Below are 18,968 nucleotides of genomic sequence, written 5' to 3'. Positions count from 1 at the left end.
GAGTATTTTTTTTCATGTTTTCAAATCGGAAACATGTATTTGGCCTGCTTTTTTGTCTGAAAAAGCTGAGTAGTTACAAAAAGAGATGCAATCTATTGGTAGTAGATTGCATCTCTTTTTATTGTACTTGTCGGCGCAGTATACCCCACCTAGTATTCCGGTGAATATATCAGCGATTCTTCGGATATATCGACGATTTTTTAAATATATCAGCGATTATTTCAATATATCGACGTTTCGACACGATATATCCATTTACCAACAAATTCCGACATGACGAAACTGAAAAATACCCCAGCGTAACTTTACATACATACAAAAAAGACGACCGTTTAACAGTCGTCTTTTCCTACTTATTTCGGAGAATTCCCCACATATTGCGTAATATCAACATTTAGCGCTTGTGCTAAACGCATACCGTACTCTTGATCTGCACGGAAGAAGTTACAAACAGCTAGTAATTTCGTGCGCTCATTTACGTCTTTTAAGTCATTTGTTAAGTTTGCAATTAAGTTGTCTTGCTCTTCTTTAGAGAATGAACGGTAACGCTCACCTGCTTGTTTGAAATCATTTGGTTTGTCAATTTTTTCACGAGATACATAGCCTTCTACTTTCATAGTTGAATCGCGGTAAGTTGGATCTTCCACTGGATTTTCAGTATGACGGCTCGGTTCGTAATTAATTGTAGATGGGTTTTGATTGATTTGCATCGCACCATCACGTTGTTGGTTGTGAACAGCTGCGTATGGGCAGTTTACAGGAATTTGTAAGTAGTTTGCACCAAGACGGTAACGCTGTGTATCTGGATAAGAGAATAAACGACCTTGTAATAATTTATCTTCAGATGGTTCAATACCATTTACAGTTGCACTTGGAGAGAACGCCACTTGCTCTACTTCCGCAAAGAAATTTTTCGGATTACGATTTAACGTCATCGTCCCCACTTCAATTAATGGGAAGCGATCTTCTGGCCATACTTTCGTCGGATCTAATGGATCGAAATCTAAAGAATCCGTTTCATCTAGTTGCATCACTTGTACGTGTAAATCCCACTTCGGATAATTTCCTTTTTCGATTGCATCGAACAAGTCACGAGTTGCATGGTTGAAGTCTTTTCCTTGTACTTCTTGCACCTCTTTTGCACTTAAGTTACGTACACTTTGCTGTGGTTTCCAGTGATATTTAATGTAGACGATTTTACCTTCTGCATTAATCCATTTAAATGAGTGAACACCGAAACCTTCCATTTCACGATAGCTTGCCGGTGTACCGTAATCAGAAAATACCCACGTCATCATATGTGTAGATTCCGGGCTTAACGTCATGAAATCCCAATAACGATCTGGCGTTTGAATGTTTGTATCAGGTGCTGGTTTTAAAGAATGCACCATATCAGGGAATTTAATTGCATCGCGAATGAAGAAGACTGGTAAGTGGTTACCTACGATATCGTAATTTCCTTCTTCTGTATAAAATTTAACAGCGAACCCACGTGGGTCACGAGCTGTTTCCGGAGAACCTTGACCATGAATAACCGTTGAGAAACGAACAAATACAGGCGTTTCAGTTCCTTCATTTTGTAAAAATGCTGCCTTCGTATATTGCTTCATGCTGTTTTTCGTTACGAATACACCGTGAGCACCTGCACCACGTGCATGCACAACACGCTCTGGAATACGTTCACGATCAAAGTGAGCTAGTTTTTCTACTAAATGATAGTCTTCTAATAATACCGGTCCACGGCGACCAGCTGTACGAGAATTTTGGTTATCTCCAACTGGAGCACCTTGGTTTGTTGTTAAGCGATTATTTGGATTCATCTAGGGGATCCTCCTCTTTCTCTCTTAGTAATCATTGTTTATTTAAAATTATTATAAACTAATTATTATTTAAAACTAGATTCTTGTCAACTATTTCCTTCATTTTTTTGGAAACAATTTCAGCTAAGCAATCAATAAATACAGATTGTGAATTTGGCATATTCGGTCTAAAATATGCCACGTTTAATTCATCAGTTACAACTTTACATTCGTAATCATTGTCATATAAAACTTCTAAATGCTCTGCCACAAATCCAACCGGACAGTATACGAAAGATTCATAGCCATGCTTTTCAAATAAATCTCTCGTTAAATCTTGCACATCCGGACCAATCCATGGGTCAGACGTATTTCCAGCACTTTGCCAACCCGTTGTATAATTTGGAATATCGGCAGCCTCCGCAATTAAATCCGCTGTATGTTGCAATTGCTCCACATAAGGGTCTTCTGCTGCAATAATTTTCTCTGGTAAACTATGTGCTGAAAAAATCACGACAGCTTTCTCTTTATCTTCAATCTTTGTAAATGTTTCTTTTAGTTGCTCTGTCCAATACGAAATAAATTTCGGTTCATCGTACCATTGTTCAATCGGTTCAATAACAGGACCACCAATTTCTTCCGAAAGACGAATAGCACGGTCATTATATGCTTTAATGCTAAATGTAGAATAATGCGGTGCTAATACGATACTAATCGCCTGCTCAATTCCATCTTTCTTCATCTCTTCTACTGCATCCTCTATAAATGGAGCTATATGTTTTAATCCTAAGTAACAAGTAAATTCATACTCTTTAAATATTTTATTCATTGAATCTGTTAATTTATGCGCTTGCTCTTTCGTAATTTTTGCAAGTGGTGAAATTCCGCCAATCGCTTTATAGCGTCTGATTAAGTCTTGGAGTGCTTCTTCTGAAGGTTTATGCCCGTGGCGAATATGTGTATAGTACGCTTCTACATCATCTAATGATTCTGGCGTTCCATACGCCATTACGAGTAAACCTATTTTTTTCTTTGTCATCTATATAACACCTCAATTTTATAAATGAGAATCTTTTTCAAGAACATTTGTTTCCAATTATAACAACTAATAATAAGTACGTCAAAATAATTATTCTAAATAAGTATTATTTCTAATATGATTTTGAATTTTATATGACAATTTATTTAATAGAAAAGCGACTTACTTTTATGCAAGTCGCTTTTCTTCTATTCTTTAATATTTACCCCATACTCTTTAAACCAAACATGAATTTGCGCTAAATGAGCTAAAAGCTGCGGACCAGTCATTAATTGACCGAACCAAGGGGATTGAAATGCACTGCCACCTGACTCAATTAATCCACTCAGCTGTTCTTTATCAAATAGTTCATGCAAAATTGAGCCTTTATCTGTTAATAAATTTTGTAGCCATACTGTTACCGCTTTTGTATAATGCGGATTATGGGTTTTGGGATACGGGCTCTTCTTTCTATATAAGATGTCATTTGGAAGTAATCCTTCTAACGCCTTACGCAATAGACCTTTTTCGCGGTTTTTATACATTTTCATTTCCCAAGGAATATTCCACGCATATTCGACAAGTCGGTGATCCGCAAATGGAACACGTACTTCTAAGCTTGCCCCCATACTCATACGGTCTTTTCTGTCTAATAATGTTGTCATAAACCATACCATGTTCAAGTAAAATAATTGTCGTCTCTTTGCTTCAATTGGGCTTTCTCCCTCTAAAACAGGAACTTCTTGAATGGATTCTTCATAACGCTGCTGTACATATTGTTGTAAGTTTAATTTATTTCTCCATTCTTTCTTTAGCAGTTGTTCACGTGCTTCTGTAGAGCGCATCCACGGAAATGCACTCGATTGCAAATCATCTTCTCTATAAAACCACGGATAACCACCAAATATTTCGTCTGCACATTCCCCAGATAAACCGACGACAAAATCTTGTTTAATTTCACGGCAAAACCATAATAATGACGAATCGATATCTGCCATACCAGGCAAATCACGAACGAGTACCGCTTCTGTTAAATACTGTGCTAATTGTTCATTTGAAATGACGCAGCGATGATGGATTGTTTGAAACGTCTCAGTCATCGAATGAATAAATGGCGCATCTGAATTCGGCTGAAACGCATTCGCTTTAAAGTATTTTTCATTATCTTCATAATCAACAGAGTATGTGTGTAATTGCCCTTTTCCTGACCTTGCGTATTCTTTCGCAGCAATCGCTGTAATGGCGCTCGAATCTACACCACCTGATAGAAAAGTACATAGTGGTACATCAGAAACGAGCTGCCTTGTAATCGCATCTTGTAATAAAAAGCGTGTTTTCTCTACTGTTTCTTCAAAGGAGTCTTCATGTTTTTTGCTTTCCACATTCCAATATCTCCATATACATAAACCGTTCTTTGAAAATGTCATCGCATGCCCTGGACGTAATTCTTTTATACCAGCATAAATGCCATGACCAGGTGTTCTAGATGGTCCAAGACCGAATATTTCGGATAACCCTTCTAACGTTACTTCCGCCTTCACATCTGGATGCGCTAATATCGCTTTTAACTCTGAACCAAATAGTAATCGCCCACTATCATATTTATAAAATAGCGGTTTTACACCTAGTCGATCTCGCGCAATAAATACTTGTTCTTTCTGTTCATCCCATACAGCAAACGCATATATACCGTTTAAATGATCGACACATTCTTCTTTCCATTCAATATACGACGCTAATAGCACCTCCGTATCAGAATGACCTTTGAACGTATATCCTCTTCTTAATAATTCCTTTCGAATATCTTCTGTATTATACAATTCACCGTTATAGCAAATTGCATAATTCGTTTCATCTTTTAAACAAGTCATCGGTTGTTTACCACCCTCAGGATCAACAACGATTAACCGTTTATGCCCAAATGCGACATTGCCTTTAATCCAAACTTTATTATCATCCGGGCCACGCTTTGCTAACGTCTCAGCCATCTTCGTAACGACGTCCCGTTCTCCTTCTAATGAGCGTTTATAATCCACCCATCCTGTAATCCCGCACATACGAATCATCCTTCCATCTTATTTCTTTTCCTAAACAAGCAGTAATCCACACCTTAGAGGTGCGGATCAAAAAAATGACAAACTTGACGATAATCTACTATCCACATACGGAATAGCTTTTTCACTCAGTAAAACGTGTTTTATTGTATGCCCACCTATGTCTAGATGTGTCTAGTTATAAAGAATGCACGAACTGTCTATAACAGAAATAACTACTTTTTATAAAGGAGAAATCGTGTATGATACAACGTAACCATATTTTATATAACCAGCCTCGCGCTCATACAGTTGGTAATGTAGAATATATAAACAATGAATGGGTATTCTTTGATGATGAAAATGATGAAGCATTTTTATTAGAAGATATTGCCGAAGATGGCTTTGAGATTTTATATAACAACAACTGGCTACCAGCTCGTTTCTATGAACAAGATGTATTACAAATCGCCAACGAACAGCACCATTTACAAAACGGAGAAATGATACGAATTCGAAAAAAATTACTTCTTAGCTATACGGAATGGCTCGAGGAATTACCTGACTCTGTCTTTACATTATTAACCGAATCATTGCAATCCCTTCATTACTCTTTATATGATTGCATGTATTGTCATAATTATTTATCTTTCTTACCGAAAGAGGAAGCATGCGAAGGAGTAAATATTCTTTTGTTTGATAACGAAGAGATGATTTGTACATTGCAGCACCATTTTGTTCGTCACGCTACGTCAAATAAAAACATGTTTCGTTTTACGAAAGTAAACGGAGAAGAGTTGCATATCGATGCAACATAAAGTAAAAAAAACCACCTTATCTCCCAAGTCTTTGAGATTATAAGGTGGTTTTATTTTTTATTAGAATACTTGCCAGCCAATCGGTAATTTCAGTCCAAGGTAAAATACCGCTACAAGCGCGATAACAAATAATCCCCAAAATGCCCCTGTTGCCTTGTTCTTGCTCATTTTCACAAGAACCATTTCCATTCCAGCGATAACTAAAATACCAGCTATCATTTTTAAACCATACCACATGTGCACGTTACTTGTTGCAGTCTTCATAATACCCATGTACAACATGAAACCTGTCACAATAATGATAATGTACATAAGACGAAGCCCCATATGTACACCTTTACCTTTTCTTCCTGCTGAATAAAGTGAATACGCAACGAAGAATAAAATTAAACCTAACGCCCATGCTGTAATATGCATATGTACCATCGTATCCCCTACCTCCTCTTTTCACACTTTTTCACTCTATATGATAACATGTTCATTTATTTTCAGGAAATGTTTCGCTTTTTTACATTTAAATGATATAATATTTAGAGTATTTACAAACTTCTTGTAATAACAAAAGGGGGAACAATCATGATTCAAACTAAGGATATTATCGAACTTACAGACACATACGGAGCAAATAACTATCACCCACTTCCGATCGTTATCTCTAAAGCAGAAGGCGTTTGGGTAGAAGATCCTGAAGGAAATCGCTATATGGACTTATTAAGTGCATATTCTGCAGTAAACCAAGGTCATCGTCACCCAAAAATTATTAACGCTTTAATTGACCAAGCTAATCGTGTTACGTTAACTTCTCGTGCTTTCCATAGCGATCAATTAGGTCCTTGGTACGAAAAAGTTGCGAAACTAACTAATAAAGAAATGGTACTTCCAATGAATACAGGTGCAGAAGCTGTTGAAACTGCAATTAAAACAGCTCGCCGCTGGGCTTATGATGTGAAGAAAGTAGAAGCAAACCGTGCTGAAATTATCGTTTGTGAAGATAACTTCCACGGCCGTACAATGGGTGCTGTTTCTATGTCTTCAAACGAAGAGTACAAGCGTGGATTCGGTCCAATGCTTCCTGGCATTATCGTAATTCCTTACGGTGATTTAGAAGCGTTAAAAGCTGCTATTACACCAAACACAGCTGCATTCATTTTAGAGCCTATCCAAGGTGAGGCAGGAATTAACATCCCACCAGCTGGTTTCTTAAAAGAAGCTCTTGAAGTATGTAAAAAAGAAAACGTTTTATTCGTAGCAGATGAAATCCAAACTGGCTTAGGCCGTACTGGTAAAGTATTTGCTTGTGACTGGGACGGTGTAACTCCTGACATGTACATACTTGGTAAAGCACTTGGCGGCGGCGTATTCCCAATCTCTTGCGTAGCAGCAAACCGCGACATTTTAGGCGTATTCGAGCCAGGTTCTCACGGTTCTACATTCGGTGGTAACCCACTTGCATGTGCTGTTTCTATCGCGGCTCTTGAAGTGTTAGAAGAAGAAAAATTAACAGAGCGTTCACTTCAATTAGGCGAAAAATTAGTTGGGCAATTAAAAGAAATTGATAACCCAATGATTACTGACATTCGTGGTAAAGGCTTATTCATCGGTATCGAATTAAACGAGCCAGCTCGTCCTTACTGCGAACAATTAAAAGCAGCTGGTCTATTATGTAAAGAAACACACGAAAATGTAATTCGTATCGCACCACCGCTAGTAATCTCTGAAGAAGATTTAGAGTGGGCGTTCCAAAAAATTAAAGCGGTATTATCATAATAATAAAGAGGTTGTCCTACATGTTGGGACAACCTCTTTCTTTTTTTAGTAGTTTACTGTAAAGTTAGATTGAATATTCAGTTTATTTTACAAGGGGTAATTGTATGCTTTTGAAATACGGCAAACATATTAACTATTTAGCTACTATTCTCATTTCCATTACATTCATCGGATTCCTATTATCTATAACGTTACTCAGGTACTACTCAACACCTCATACATTCATGCTACTTAAAATCTCATTTTGGGCTGCTGTTTTCCTTACAGCTATCGGTTTTGGCCGCGAAAGAAGTTCTCTTGCCGTTATGCTAATCGGGATTTGTACGTTAATACTCATCGGATTATATATTTTTGCTATTTTAGATTTTTTCAATAACCCATGGCCATAAAAAAGAGCTATCTATTAATAAGATAGCCCTTTTCTTCATTTCACTACATTTCGCAAAGTACCAATTCCTTCTACTGTAATGACCACTTCATCACCCGCATGCAAAAACTTCGGTGGTGTGAAACCTTTTCCGACACCAGCCGGCGTTCCTGTTGCGATAATATCGCCTGGCTCTAACGTCATTCCTTTACTTATCGTTGAAATGATTTCTTCTATTGAAAAAATCATTTTATTTGTATTTGAAGTTTGTCTTACTTCCCCATTTACTATTGTTTCAATGTGTAACGCATTTGGCGTTTCAACCATTGATTTATGAATTAGATACGGTCCCATCGGACAAAATGTATCGAAACTTTTTCCAAGAAAAAATTGTTTATGCTTCCTTTGAATGTCGCGAGCAGTTATATCATTTATAATGGTATAACCAAAAACATGCTCAAGCGCTTTTTCTTTTTTTATTTGTTTCCCTCGCTTACCAATGATGATAGCTAGTTCTCCTTCATAGTCTAGTTCATTCGTTGCGTGGGGATGACTATTAATTTTTTCATTCATTCCAATAACTGTCGTTGGCGCTTTCGTAAAGATCATTATATTTTCCGGAATTGACTCTACTCCGCCCATTTCTATCGCATGCTCACGATAGTTCTTTCCAACGCAAAGAATATTCTTCCTTGGCCTTGGAATTGGTGCTAATATTTTCACCTCAGTTAACGGATAATACGCCGCCCCTTCATTTTCCTTCGCCCAATTTACAATATCACATATTTTTTCAAAGCATTCGGTTCCTCTTTCAATACACTCTAACATTGTAATCGGAATCGTAACCTTTTCCCCTTTTTGTCTTTGCGCTTCTCTTACATGCAATACCTTTTCTTCCTCTTCATCCACAATACCTACAAATACCTTTTCATCTTTTTTCGCCGTTACCAAACGCAATATTTCCACTCTCCATCCTAAAACTCATGACCTTTAATTGTATTCGCATCCGTCAGAAAAAAACCTTCTCATGCACGCTAATTTTCACAATATTCTTCTCATATTCTATTCGTTACTCCTTTATATTTGGCATAAAATGTAGAAATTTTACTTTTTTTAGCGAAGGTGTTTCTTTTTTATTGTTTTTTTGTATAATATGTACTACATATATACTAAAAATTTCATTTAGAGATGGAGCCGATTTCAATGTTTGAGCAAGCGATTGAAAAAAAACGTGAAAAAATGATTTATTTTGCTGAACGCTACGGAATGACTTCTCAAAAAACAGTGGATTGTAGCCAAGAACTGGACAGGCTCTTAAATGTAATTTGGCATGTACATACGGATTTTTACCCTAATCAAACACTCAATACACACACGCAATAACGTGTGTGTTTCTTTTATAAAAAAAAACACATTTTATTGAAAACGCCCATACAATAGTAGAAAAGAAAATTTAAAAAACGAAAGGTGTTTTGTATGCCAGCTATGGTCGGACATATTCGTATCGTCAATATTGGATCAAGTGGTATTTTTCATATTGGAGATGTATTTGCGATTAGGCCTATTAGTTATTCACGCGCTTTTGCTGGGGCCGGCTCTTTTAATGTTGGAGATAACGTTTCTGTCTACAATTATCAAAGCGCGACGACTGTCAATGATTCAGATGTAATTGATCAAGCGATAATTGGTTCAACTTAGAGGAGGCGATTGCATTGAATTTTTATGTAAACCAAAGCATCATCATTAATAGCATTAGAATTGATAGCATTACAACCTCTTCTGTATTCCAAATTGGTACTGCAGGAAGTATTAAAGCTCTATCTAAATTCTCAAATAGCGGTGGATTTACAGAGCCCCTTCGCCCATTGCAGGCGAAAGGACAAATTATTTCTATCAAACCATCAACTAGTTCTTCTTAAGACATCCTTGTCATAAATATATAGCAGGAATATTTTTACCCTCCCTACTGAAAAGGAGGTTTCACAAAATGAATCAAGATATATATACTTACTTACACCAACTTCAACAAGCTCTTCAAGCACAACAAGCAACCATCCTTAACCTAGAAGATCAAGTTCGCCAACTCCAAGAAGAGCTTAACGAATTAAAAAATCGCCCCTCCTCTTCTGTAGGAAAAGTGGAATACAAATTCGATCAATTAAAAGTAGAAAATTTAAATGGTACTTTAAATATCGGTTTAAATCCGTTTTCAGCAAAAGGACAGCAAATTGAAGATTTCCAAGTGGATACAGAAACATTAAAAGTAAATCCTGAAACAGATACAAACCCAGATTTTTACCAAGGCATCCTTCAAGAAATGCATCGTTACTTAGATGAAGAAGCATATAATCGAATTCTCCATTTTGAACAAGAAGAGAGAACGCCGCTCGATGAAATGTATCGACAAATGATGGTTGATGACATAAAAAAACAGATGGAGCATAGACTTCCTTATTATTTATCACAAACGCAATCCTATGAAGGGATTTCAACAGATCCAGATTATTTACGAGATATCATTATTCAAGCAATGAAACATGATATCGACAAAGCTTTCCTCTCTTTTATTCAACACATACCGGGCAATTTCCGAAAGGAGTAAGTATGTATGAATCTTAACGTTGTAAATCGCGAATTAAAAGTCGGCCAAATTAAAATGAACGGTGTATCGTCGTCCGCACTCTTTTTAATTGGGGATGCAAATTTCCTCATACTATCTTCTATTCTTGATACACCATTTGAAACTGTTACAGAGGGTCCATTTGTACCATTAGTCACAGATGTCCCTCCTACTCCAGGTTAAGGAGACTGAGAAACTATGTTACATCATGTGGCTGTTGTCCAAAATGTTTCTATTATTTCTTTAGGGATTAGTGCCGTATTTCAAGTTGGAGATGCAAATCAAATGGAATTAAAAAGTAGAGCTCTTGCCGTCCATAGGGAAATTCCTTGTTATATAAAAGACGAAGGCCGCTTAGACGCATTTGAAATCTTTACAGATGAACACATCACAATCCCAAAACGAACGACAGATGTAAAATTAAACATTGTAAATGAATGCCCTTTTATTGAAGTAAACAATGTTGAATTGCGAACACTTTTAAATTCTGGTTGCTTTCAAATTGGAAATGTTGATTATGTTTTTAATAACTCTCGTATTATGCAAATCCGCCAATATATTACGGATGAACCTTCCGCACAATAATTCATATAGTAATTAAAAAGCTTAGTAAAGTAGGTGGATGGTATGCCTTCTGTTGTTGGAAATCTCGTCGTTCAAAACAGTAATGGTTCTTTTAATTTAGGGGATTTTTATAACGTGTCTCCGAAAGAAAATACGAAAGCTTATAATGGTTCCGGAGCTTCCAATGTTGGATTTGTCGTGAATACGTTTAACGGTGTTAGTGCAACAAATACGTTTGATTCTGATGTGGCTGATCAAGATCAAATTGGAACAGCGTAAAAAAAGTAGGAGAATATCTCCTACTTTTTTCTTTTACCTCATTCAATATTATCAAAAACTCCACTGTTTACTGTTTCATTTTATTTAAATGATAACCCCTTCTCCTTCAAAGCATTTCTAAGCTTCGGCATAGACGCAGGTCCCATGCCATGTAGTTTTAAAATTTCTTTTTCACTATACTTTGAGAGTTCTTCTATCGTGTGAATTCCATGGTGTTGCAGCGCATTTCGTGCTGGTGATGAAAGAAGTGAAAGAAATCCTGTTTTTGGTTTCTTTTCTTTCTCACAGGTTGGGCAAGTTGGACAATCGCTACTTTTATAATATTCATGTCCTTTTTCACATGTTCTTAACGTTTTTTCCGTTGTCATTTTCAAGCCTCTCTATTCTTCAATTTTTACAACATGGTTGCCATCAAAGAAGTATAAGCATTTCTCTTTCACAGGATGTTGCAAGCTTTTTTCAAGTGCCTTTGCATATAAAGAAAGCTGCACTTTATATCGATCTTCTAAAATTGGTTTCGCTTGATCGAATCCGCCTGGGAACTTCCCTTCAATCGTATCCGTTTTAAAGTCGATTAGCGTGATACCATCTTCCTCTTCAATCATGCAGTCAATAACCCCTTGGACAAGAATTGTTTCGTCACTCTTACCTTGCCAATCTTGATACGCCTCTTCTGCTGCAAGCATCATCGTAAATGGTACTTCACGCTCAACACTTTTCGCCGCTAATACCCTTTTACCTAGGTCACTGTCAAAGAATGAAATCACTTTTTCAATTGCTATTTCTTCTGCTTGTTCGAATGTTAATAATTCTTTATTAACCATGCCATTAATTTGCTCCCGAATCACTTCTTCTGTAATCGGCTTCTTCAAATCAACATGCTGCATGACAGCGTGAACTGCCGTACCTCTTTCAGCGTACGTTAATCCTTTTTTCTCCATAAAACGAGGGCGTGTTTTAATTGGTGCACGTAGTTTTTTAATAAAGGCATTATCGCTACCTTCTTCAGATTGATAATTTCTCTTTATTTCTGTAACAGACTGTTTCGCACGATGAGATGTCGCTTCCTCATATCCGTACTTCCACATTAATCTGTCATACACTTCTTCTTTTCGTTCACTTTGCAGGGGAACAGCTTTTTTCTCACGAAGTGCTTCTAACAATTCTTGTTTCTCTTCTTGAACTGGTTCTGGCGCAAGTAACGTGTTACCGTCAACAACTTCTACTTTCCAGCTCGTGTCATAGCCATAAATTTCACCTGGAATGCTTCCTTGTCCTAATTCAAGAAGCATTTCACTATCACGATGTCTATATAATGAAGGTGCAATCCAATCTAAATAACAAGACGCTCCGGCACGTATATGGTCTGGTAATAGCCATTCACTATGCTCTCTTGCATCAAGCCATTTTTCCATTTCTTTATTTGCATCCTTAACTGTTCCAATTAAAATTAACTTCTCTTTTGCACGCGTTAACGCTACGTATAATACGCGCATTTCTTCCGCAATTAATTCCATCTTCATTTTACGCTTAATCGCAAGTTGCGATAATGTCGTATATTTAATACGTTTACGAGGATCAATAAATTGTGAACCGAAACCGAAATCTTTATGCAGTAAAAAACGTTTCATTAAGTCTTGTGTATTAAAACGACGACCTAGTCCCGCTACAAATACGACTGGGAACTCAAGTCCTTTACTTTTATGAATCGTCATAATACGAACGACATCTTCTTGTTCACCTAAAGCTCTCGCCGTTCCCATATCATCACCGCGTTCTAAAATACGCTCAATAAAGCGTAAGAAGCGGAATAATCCTCTAAACGATGTTGCTTCATATTGTCTTGCACGGTCATAAAGTACACGCAGGTTTGCTTGCCTTTGCTTTCCGGCTGGTAAACCGCCAACAAAGTCGTAATAACCTGTCTCACCATACACTTTCCAAATCAAATCAGAAAGTGACTGTTGACGCGCGAATTCACGCCATCCTTGCAGTAAGTTATAGAACCACTCTAATTTATCATGTAATTCTTGTTCTTCTTCAAGCGGTGCCCCTTTTAAGAATGAGCTCATTACTTCATAAAACGAACCTTTCTTTCCGTGAGCACGCAATGTTGCAAGTTCTTCATCATTTAGTCCAACGATTGGTGAACGAAGTACGGCGGCAAGCGGAATATCTTGCATCGGATTATCGATCACGCGGAATACGTTCATCATAATATTTACTTCTGTCGCTTCAAAGTAACCAGTCGCAAGATCAGCGTATACTGGAATTCCTTGCAGCTTTAATTCTTCCATAATTTGCGGCGCCCATGGCATAGAGCGAAGTAAAATAACGAAGTCGCGGTATTGTACAGGGCGCATACTATCCATTTTACGATCATACACTTCATAACCTGAATCAACCATCGCTTTAATACGCTGCGCCATAAGGCGAGCTTCAAGTTGCGCTTTTTCTACTTCCGCACCTTCTTCACCGTCTAGCACTTCTTCTTCTGTTTGCTGAATACATAGTAGTTCAGCTGTTACATCTTCACCTTCTGGATAGCTAGCACCTAACTTTAATTCAGCGTCAGCATCATAGTCGATTTCTCCGACTTCTTCGCCCATAATTTGTTTGAAAATAAAGTTCGTACCTGCTAACACTTCATGACGGCTACGGAAGTTTTTCGCTAAATCGATTTTCATTCCGCCGTCTAATCCTTCTTGCGTAAAGCGTTTATACTTTCCTAGGAACAGGCCTGGTTCTGCTAGTCGGAAACGATAGATCGACTGCTTCACGTCACCTACCATGAACAAGTTCCCTTCACTCTCAGAATCTTTCGTTACGAATTTAATAATGGATTCCTGCACAAAGTTCGTATCTTGATATTCATCGACTAGTACTTCAGCAAATTTATTACGATATTGAAGCGCTACTGCTGACGGCTTCATTTCACCGTTTTCACTTTGTTCACTTAAAATTTGTAGACAGAAATGCTCTAAATCTGTGAAATCAACCATCCCTTTATCACGCTTCATCGCTTGGAAACGCTCTGTAAATACTTTTACAAGCTGTACGAGTTTTTCTAATACAGGATGCATATCTTGAAAATCTCGTAAGAAACTTTCAGGTCTGCGGCTAAATAACTCTTCTTGTAATTTCTTCACTTCATCTTTCGCTTTATTACGAAGAGAGTCTACTTGTTTTACAACATCCTCGTTGTAATCACTTTTCTTAATACGCTTTAACGTTTGCCACGATACATTTTGCATCGCTTCATACACATTTGTCCATGACTCACAAGCAGCTGATGACAACGTTCCAAGTAAAACTGCATCTGCTTGCAGGGTTTCAACGCGGGGCGCCGGACCGTCAGGAAGCATCGCGAGTTCAGTCGCTTTACGAATATGTGTCTCTGCTGTTTCAAGCTGGAATTTCACATCTTCTAATAAGTAAGAAGCGTACACTAAATCTTCAATTGTCTTTCCTTCCACGTCGTATGCTTCTACTAATTTATCGAGCCATTTTTCCGGATTTGGATGCGCTCTTGATTCTGTATGAAGCGCTAAAATCATACGCTGTAAGTCATCATCACTACGGTCACTCGTATAACGGTCAACGAGTTCAAAGAAAATACTATTATCTTCGATTCCATACTCTTCTTCTAATATGTCATCTAACACTTCTTCTTTTAATAATTCGTTTTCTGTTTGATTCGCAATGCGGAAACGAGGATCAACATCAAGCATGTAATAATATCCTCTAATTACTTGTAAACAAAATGAATGGATCGTTGAAATAGAAGCTTTATTTAATAAGCTAAGCTGCTTTCTTACGTGCTGCGATCCTGGCTCATCAATTAATACCTTTTCTAACGCTTCCCCAATTCTGTTTTTCATCTCTTGCGCCGCTGCATTCGTAAATGTTACAACGAGCAGGCGGTCGACATCGACTGGATTTTCTTCATTTATAATCTTTTTAATAATACGTTCAACTAATACTGCTGTTTTCCCTGATCCAGCTGCTGCCGCGACTAATATATCACGTCCGTTCGCTACAACCGCTTTCCACTGGTCATCCGTCCACTGACTACCTTCTGGTTTTTTAGGCCAATTTTCAATCATTCTCCGCCAACCTCCTCTCTAATTTTCTCCATCGCTTCGCTATCTTTCATATCTTTTAGCGTACGGAACTGGTTATCTTCGAGTGATTCATCGAACTGACAAACAGATTTGAAGTTACAGAACGTACACGCCGCTTTATTCCCCTTCTTATAAGGAGCAATATCAATAACGCCTTCAGTAATGTCTTTTCCGATATTTTCAAACGTATGGTGTACGTATTTTTGAAGTACGTTAAACTCTTGTTCACTTGCAATACTCGAACGCGCACTAAAACTGCCGTCTTTTTTCAAACCAGCAGAAATAATATCAGAGCTTCCTGTCGAAAGTTTGTTATCCATTAAACGAACAACATCAGCATCTCCTAGTACAAGTCCTTTCATTTTAAATTTCTTTAAAATCTCTTTCTCAATTTCTGCTTCAGATGCGTCACCCTTCATCTCAACGATCGGGTTATGAATATGGAAGTACAGTACACCAGCCGGTGATGCAGTACCTCCCTTTTTCATCCACGTATGTGCATTCGAAGTAACAACATCTAAATACGTTAACATTTGAAGTGCTAATCCGTAATACACTTCCGTTAAGTCTAACGCTTTTGAGCTTGATTTATAATCAATAATACGTAGGAACGTCCCATTTTCATCTTCCGCCTTATCAACACGGTCAATACGACCAACTACTTCCATCTTTACACCATTTGGTAATGAGAATTCCATCGGCGGAAGCGATCCTGTACCGCCCATACCGAATGGCACTTCTAAATCAACTGGTACGAAACCGCTTGACTTCGCATGTTCACGAAGAATGATTGATGTACGGAAAATGATTTGTTGTAGTTTTTGTTTTAAATAGAAATGACGATTTGAACTTAATAAAATTTGTCTTTGTAATAACGGTGCAATCTCTTCTATTACTACAGTAGAAAGATGCTCACACTCTTTTATTGATAAATCCGCCCAAGTACGGTTTTCACGTAATAGCCTGTCCGCAATTCTCTTCAGCGCTGCATGGAATAGTTCCCCGATATCGGGTGCATCCAGTTTGAAAATGTCACGCTCTCTTAACGATAAACCGTGCTGCGCGAAATGAGCATATGCGCAACGGTTAAATAGTTCCATACGAGATACGCTTCCTTTTATTTTATCTCCATATAAATCTCTACTTACAACTGTACTTAGCTTTTGCGCACGATTTCGGTAGAATAAACTTGATAATACGCGGCTACTTTTTTGTTTCCATTCATCTGAAGTTACGTAGAAGTTATATACATCCCACCAAAAATCTAAATTCCCTTCAAATCCATATCGCTTCCACGTTTGAAGTTGCTGCATAACATATGACAACGTTACTTCTGGCGTTGCTACGTATGAAATTTGTTCCGAACGTGATAAATCATTCACGTCATTCGTAATAAATGTATCTTTCACATCAGGGAACATTCTTTTTATTTTCTTAATAAAGCTAGACGCAAGTAACGTCTTCCCTTCCTCATCTGCAAGCGGGCATGAAATATATAATTTCTCAGTTGCTCTCGTTACCATTTGGTACATAACGAACTGTTCTTCTAATAAGGTTTGTCTCGTCGTTGGTGCTAATTCGATACCTGCAATGCTAAGAACATCTCTTTCCTCATCAGAAAGCATCCCTTCATCCATCGGTGCTGCCGGAATAACTCCTTCATTCACGCCAATGACAAATGTTGCTTTCACATTTGATAATCTTGAACGATCAATATTAGCAATTAACACTTGGTCTAATGACGGCGGAATGTTTGCGAATTGAAGCGCCTCAAGACCTGTCGACATAACATCTGTGAACATAGAAAGTGACATTTTCTCTTCGCCAAGCATCTCAACGAACGTATCAAGAAGACTCATTACTTCTTCCCATACTTGCTCATGATCTGTCGCAAATAAGAAATCTCCGCTCTCTTCTGCACGAATACGTAATGCTTCTAGTTTTTTCGGAACGTCTAGCTCTTCTAAAAATAAATAAACAGCTTCGCACATTTGCATCACTGTTCCCGCTCGCTTCAGTCTTTTTTGCATACGAATAACAGGTGTTCTTACAACGTCGCGCAGTCGATTTATTCTCTCTTCCATTTCACGTTCACTGTCTGTAATCATCTCGTCCGTATCGTCAAGAGAACGATAGCGGCGATACATCCACGGATCCTCAGAAGTCCATCTCTTCCCTTGTACACCGTACGCTAAACAGTAGTTTTCAAACTCATCCATCTCTTCGCGCATCGTTTCTTTTCTTACGTCTAATGGATATAAAAGCTCTGTTTTCACGCAGCGGAACACTGCATCATAACGCCAATTTCCACTAATAATCTCGAGTGCAGAACGAATGCATTCTACTAGCGGATGATGTGACATCGGGCGTTTTTCATCGATGAAATGCGGGATATTATAATCTGTAAATAGCGTTCGCATCACATCGTAATAACTTTCTCCGTTACGAAGAAGGACTGCAATATCTCGGTAACGATAGTCTTCATCCGCCACAAGTCTACGAATTTCACGCGCAACACCTTCTACTTCAGCTCGTAAATTCGCTGCTGTACTAATCGTTACACTTGCTTCTCCGTGAAACTTTTCATTTGGACGTGCTTCGTAATGCGTTTCTAAATGCGCTAATGCTTGCGAATGAAAACGCGGTTGTTCCATAAGTGGAATCGTTTTTTCAATTTCTATCTTCTCTTCACGCGCCACTTGCTTTATTTTTTCATACGTTAACGTCGTTTCATAAAATAAATCTAGTTCATTTACTGGCTGCGCTAACGTTTTTTCATCTATCGTTAACGTGATCGTAACTCTCGCACCGCAAATCATAAGCTGTCTTACAATTTCTAGTTCTTGCGGTGAAAATGAATGAAATCCATCTATATAAATTTCAGCCCCATTTACATATTCAGAATGTGGAAGCTTTTCGACTAGCAATTGTAGGTAGTCTTCTGAATCCAAATATTTTCCGATTAAAGCACGTTCAAAATCATCATATAATAGTTGTAAATCATACACTTTATTCGCTAATAGCTTTTGTTCTGCACTGCTACTATGTGCGTCTAATTGTTGCCACATTTCATATACGTTAGATGGCGTCACATTGTAACGTTTAAACTCCGCAATCATACTACCAAGATGTTCAAAGAAACCGTTTTGCTCCGCTGCTTTTTGGAACACCGATAATCCATCTTTACGAGACTCTACAATTTTACGAAGTAACATATGTACGCCCGCTTCATCAATGTGAAGGCGACTCGCTCCACCAACTTCTTGCAGTACCTTCCACGCTAATCGTGAAAAACTAAAAACTTGTGCCCGAATAGAACCTCTTACATCCTCACTACCAATTAACGCCTGCTGCGTTTGGAATGTCATCTGTTCTGGCACAAGATATAATATTGTTTCCCCTCTTGGACGCTGCTTTAACTCTTCTTGCACTTCGTGTAAACAAAGTGTACTTTTTCCACTTCCCGCTCTACCAATTACAAATCGAAGTGACATGTAACCCCACCTTTCACTTACATAACGAACGTTAATTTGCTACTATAATTGTATTATAGGACACGAAAAAAGACAAACAGAGTAG

General features: G+C 37.9%; 18 protein-coding genes. 10 read left to right on the top strand and 8 right to left on the bottom strand.

What is annotated here, in order from left to right; genetic code table 11:
* Positions 1 to 353: 353 nt before the first annotated feature.
* The 3 genes from katB to asnB all read right to left on the bottom strand — a co-directional run bounded on the left by katB (position 354) and on the right by asnB (position 4,874).
* Complete coding sequence (gene katB, locus JDS99_RS18395; protein WP_098858286.1) at positions 354 to 1,820, bottom strand: catalase KatB; 1,467 nt, start codon at positions 1,818 to 1,820, stop codon at positions 354 to 356.
* 58 nt (positions 1,821 to 1,878) lie between these two features.
* The gene (hemH, locus tag JDS99_RS18390) at positions 1,879 to 2,838 is read right to left on the bottom strand and encodes a ferrochelatase (RefSeq protein ID WP_199695465.1); all 960 of its coding nucleotides are present in this window, start codon (positions 2,836 to 2,838) and stop codon (positions 1,879 to 1,881) included.
* A 188-nt stretch (positions 2,839 to 3,026) separates the two neighbouring features.
* On the bottom strand, positions 3,027 to 4,874 hold the full coding sequence (gene asnB / locus JDS99_RS18385; RefSeq protein ID WP_199695464.1) for an asparagine synthase (glutamine-hydrolyzing): 1,848 nt from the start codon (positions 4,872 to 4,874) through the stop codon (positions 3,027 to 3,029).
* Positions 4,875 to 5,113: 239 nt separating this feature from the next.
* Between asnB and JDS99_RS18380 the strand changes: the two genes are divergently transcribed.
* Positions 5,114 to 5,668, top strand: coding sequence for a DUF2777 domain-containing protein (locus tag JDS99_RS18380; RefSeq protein ID WP_048559584.1), 555 nt, complete (start codon positions 5,114 to 5,116; stop codon positions 5,666 to 5,668).
* A gap of 60 nt (positions 5,669 to 5,728) precedes the next feature.
* Here the strand turns inward: JDS99_RS18380 and JDS99_RS18375 are convergent, their stop codons facing one another.
* Entirely contained in the window at positions 5,729 to 6,094 is a 366-nt protein-coding gene (locus JDS99_RS18375; protein ID WP_098858288.1) for a YisL family protein, read from the bottom strand.
* A gap of 150 nt (positions 6,095 to 6,244) precedes the next feature.
* Here JDS99_RS18375 and rocD point away from each other — a divergent pair, with 150 nt between their 5' ends.
* Positions 6,245 to 7,435: an ornithine aminotransferase gene (rocD, locus tag JDS99_RS18370; protein WP_087984724.1), complete on the top strand. Its 1,191-nt coding sequence runs from the start codon at positions 6,245 to 6,247 to the stop codon at positions 7,433 to 7,435.
* 104 nt (positions 7,436 to 7,539) lie between these two features.
* Positions 7,540 to 7,824, top strand: coding sequence for a hypothetical protein (locus JDS99_RS18365; RefSeq protein WP_046958323.1), 285 nt, complete (start codon positions 7,540 to 7,542; stop codon positions 7,822 to 7,824).
* 35 nt (positions 7,825 to 7,859) lie between these two features.
* Here JDS99_RS18365 and JDS99_RS18360 read toward each other — a convergent pair whose 3' ends face one another.
* Complete coding sequence (locus JDS99_RS18360) at positions 7,860 to 8,759, bottom strand: fumarylacetoacetate hydrolase family protein (RefSeq protein WP_001241717.1); 900 nt, start codon at positions 8,757 to 8,759, stop codon at positions 7,860 to 7,862.
* A 246-nt stretch (positions 8,760 to 9,005) separates the two neighbouring features.
* On the opposite strand from JDS99_RS18360, the gene JDS99_RS18355 reads away from it, so the two are divergent.
* From JDS99_RS18355 to gerPF, 7 genes are all read left to right on the top strand, one after another.
* Positions 9,006 to 9,185 (top strand): aspartyl-phosphate phosphatase Spo0E family protein, encoded by a 180-nt coding sequence (locus JDS99_RS18355; RefSeq protein ID WP_046958324.1) that lies wholly within the window; start codon positions 9,006 to 9,008, stop codon positions 9,183 to 9,185.
* Between the two features lie 93 nt (positions 9,186 to 9,278).
* A complete protein-coding gene (gene gerPA / locus JDS99_RS18350) occupies positions 9,279 to 9,500 on the top strand; it encodes a spore germination protein GerPA (protein WP_001111187.1) in 222 nt (73 codons plus the stop codon).
* 14 nt (positions 9,501 to 9,514) lie between these two features.
* Entirely contained in the window at positions 9,515 to 9,721 is a 207-nt protein-coding gene (gene gerPB / locus JDS99_RS18345; protein ID WP_001012513.1) for a spore germination protein GerPB, read from the top strand.
* A 68-nt stretch (positions 9,722 to 9,789) separates the two neighbouring features.
* A complete protein-coding gene (gene gerPC / locus JDS99_RS18340; RefSeq protein ID WP_001070746.1) occupies positions 9,790 to 10,404 on the top strand; it encodes a spore germination protein GerPC in 615 nt (204 codons plus the stop codon).
* A gap of 6 nt (positions 10,405 to 10,410) precedes the next feature.
* On the top strand, positions 10,411 to 10,605 hold the full coding sequence (gene gerPD, locus JDS99_RS18335; protein ID WP_001052804.1) for a spore germination protein GerPD: 195 nt from the start codon (positions 10,411 to 10,413) through the stop codon (positions 10,603 to 10,605).
* A gap of 15 nt (positions 10,606 to 10,620) precedes the next feature.
* Positions 10,621 to 11,007 (top strand): spore germination protein GerPE, encoded by a 387-nt coding sequence (locus JDS99_RS18330; RefSeq protein ID WP_199695463.1) that lies wholly within the window; start codon positions 10,621 to 10,623, stop codon positions 11,005 to 11,007.
* Between the two features lie 42 nt (positions 11,008 to 11,049).
* Positions 11,050 to 11,265, top strand: a complete 216-nt coding sequence (gene gerPF, locus JDS99_RS18325) for a spore germination protein GerPF (protein ID WP_001141566.1) — start codon at positions 11,050 to 11,052, stop codon at positions 11,263 to 11,265.
* A gap of 80 nt (positions 11,266 to 11,345) precedes the next feature.
* On the opposite strand, the gene JDS99_RS18320 is transcribed toward gerPF, so the two are convergent.
* The 3 genes from JDS99_RS18320 to addB are packed head-to-tail and all read right to left on the bottom strand — an operon-like array spanning position 11,346 to position 18,883.
* Positions 11,346 to 11,633: an RNA polymerase alpha subunit C-terminal domain-containing protein gene (locus JDS99_RS18320; RefSeq protein WP_097890475.1), complete on the bottom strand. Its 288-nt coding sequence runs from the start codon at positions 11,631 to 11,633 to the stop codon at positions 11,346 to 11,348.
* 12 nt (positions 11,634 to 11,645) lie between these two features.
* The gene (gene addA / locus JDS99_RS18315; protein WP_199695462.1) at positions 11,646 to 15,371 is read right to left on the bottom strand and encodes a helicase-exonuclease AddAB subunit AddA; all 3,726 of its coding nucleotides are present in this window, start codon (positions 15,369 to 15,371) and stop codon (positions 11,646 to 11,648) included.
* Positions 15,368 to 18,883, bottom strand: coding sequence for a helicase-exonuclease AddAB subunit AddB (gene addB, locus JDS99_RS18310; protein ID WP_199695461.1), 3,516 nt, complete (start codon positions 18,881 to 18,883; stop codon positions 15,368 to 15,370). The genes addA and addB overlap by 4 nt, the downstream gene beginning before the upstream one ends.
* Positions 18,884 to 18,968 lie beyond the last annotated feature (85 nt).

The organism is Bacillus cereus group sp. N6 (assembly GCF_016483705.1).
GTDB lineage: Bacteria > Bacillota > Bacilli > Bacillales > Bacillaceae_G > Bacillus_A > Bacillus_A wiedmannii.
This window is presented reverse-complemented; position numbering and strand designations above follow the sequence as displayed.

What these genes read in the sequence shown, in the direction of transcription:
- katB (WP_098858286.1), bottom strand. Translation starts at nt 1,820, where the DNA reads ATGAATCCAAATAATCGCTTAACAACAAACCAAGGTGCTCCAGTTGGA.
- hemH (WP_199695465.1), bottom strand. Translation starts at nt 2,838, where the DNA reads ATGACAAAGAAAAAAATAGGTTTACTCGTAATGGCGTATGGAACGCCA.
- asnB (WP_199695464.1), bottom strand. Translation starts at nt 4,874, where the DNA reads ATGTGCGGGATTACAGGATGGGTGGATTATAAACGCTCATTAGAAGGA.
- JDS99_RS18380 (WP_048559584.1), top strand. Translation starts at nt 5,114, where the DNA reads ATGATACAACGTAACCATATTTTATATAACCAGCCTCGCGCTCATACA.
- JDS99_RS18375 (WP_098858288.1), bottom strand. Translation starts at nt 6,094, where the DNA reads ATGGTACATATGCATATTACAGCATGGGCGTTAGGTTTAATTTTATTC.
- rocD (WP_087984724.1), top strand. Translation starts at nt 6,245, where the DNA reads ATGATTCAAACTAAGGATATTATCGAACTTACAGACACATACGGAGCA.
- JDS99_RS18365 (WP_046958323.1), top strand. Translation starts at nt 7,540, where the DNA reads ATGCTTTTGAAATACGGCAAACATATTAACTATTTAGCTACTATTCTC.
- JDS99_RS18355 (WP_046958324.1), top strand. Translation starts at nt 9,006, where the DNA reads ATGTTTGAGCAAGCGATTGAAAAAAAACGTGAAAAAATGATTTATTTT.
- gerPA (WP_001111187.1), top strand. Translation starts at nt 9,279, where the DNA reads ATGCCAGCTATGGTCGGACATATTCGTATCGTCAATATTGGATCAAGT.
- gerPC (WP_001070746.1), top strand. Translation starts at nt 9,790, where the DNA reads ATGAATCAAGATATATATACTTACTTACACCAACTTCAACAAGCTCTT.
- gerPD (WP_001052804.1), top strand. Translation starts at nt 10,411, where the DNA reads ATGAATCTTAACGTTGTAAATCGCGAATTAAAAGTCGGCCAAATTAAA.
- JDS99_RS18330 (WP_199695463.1), top strand. Translation starts at nt 10,621, where the DNA reads ATGTTACATCATGTGGCTGTTGTCCAAAATGTTTCTATTATTTCTTTA.
- gerPF (WP_001141566.1), top strand. Translation starts at nt 11,050, where the DNA reads ATGCCTTCTGTTGTTGGAAATCTCGTCGTTCAAAACAGTAATGGTTCT.
- JDS99_RS18320 (WP_097890475.1), bottom strand. Translation starts at nt 11,633, where the DNA reads ATGACAACGGAAAAAACGTTAAGAACATGTGAAAAAGGACATGAATAT.
- addA (WP_199695462.1), bottom strand. Translation starts at nt 15,371, where the DNA reads ATGATTGAAAATTGGCCTAAAAAACCAGAAGGTAGTCAGTGGACGGAT.
- addB (WP_199695461.1), bottom strand. Translation starts at nt 18,883, where the DNA reads ATGTCACTTCGATTTGTAATTGGTAGAGCGGGAAGTGGAAAAAGTACA.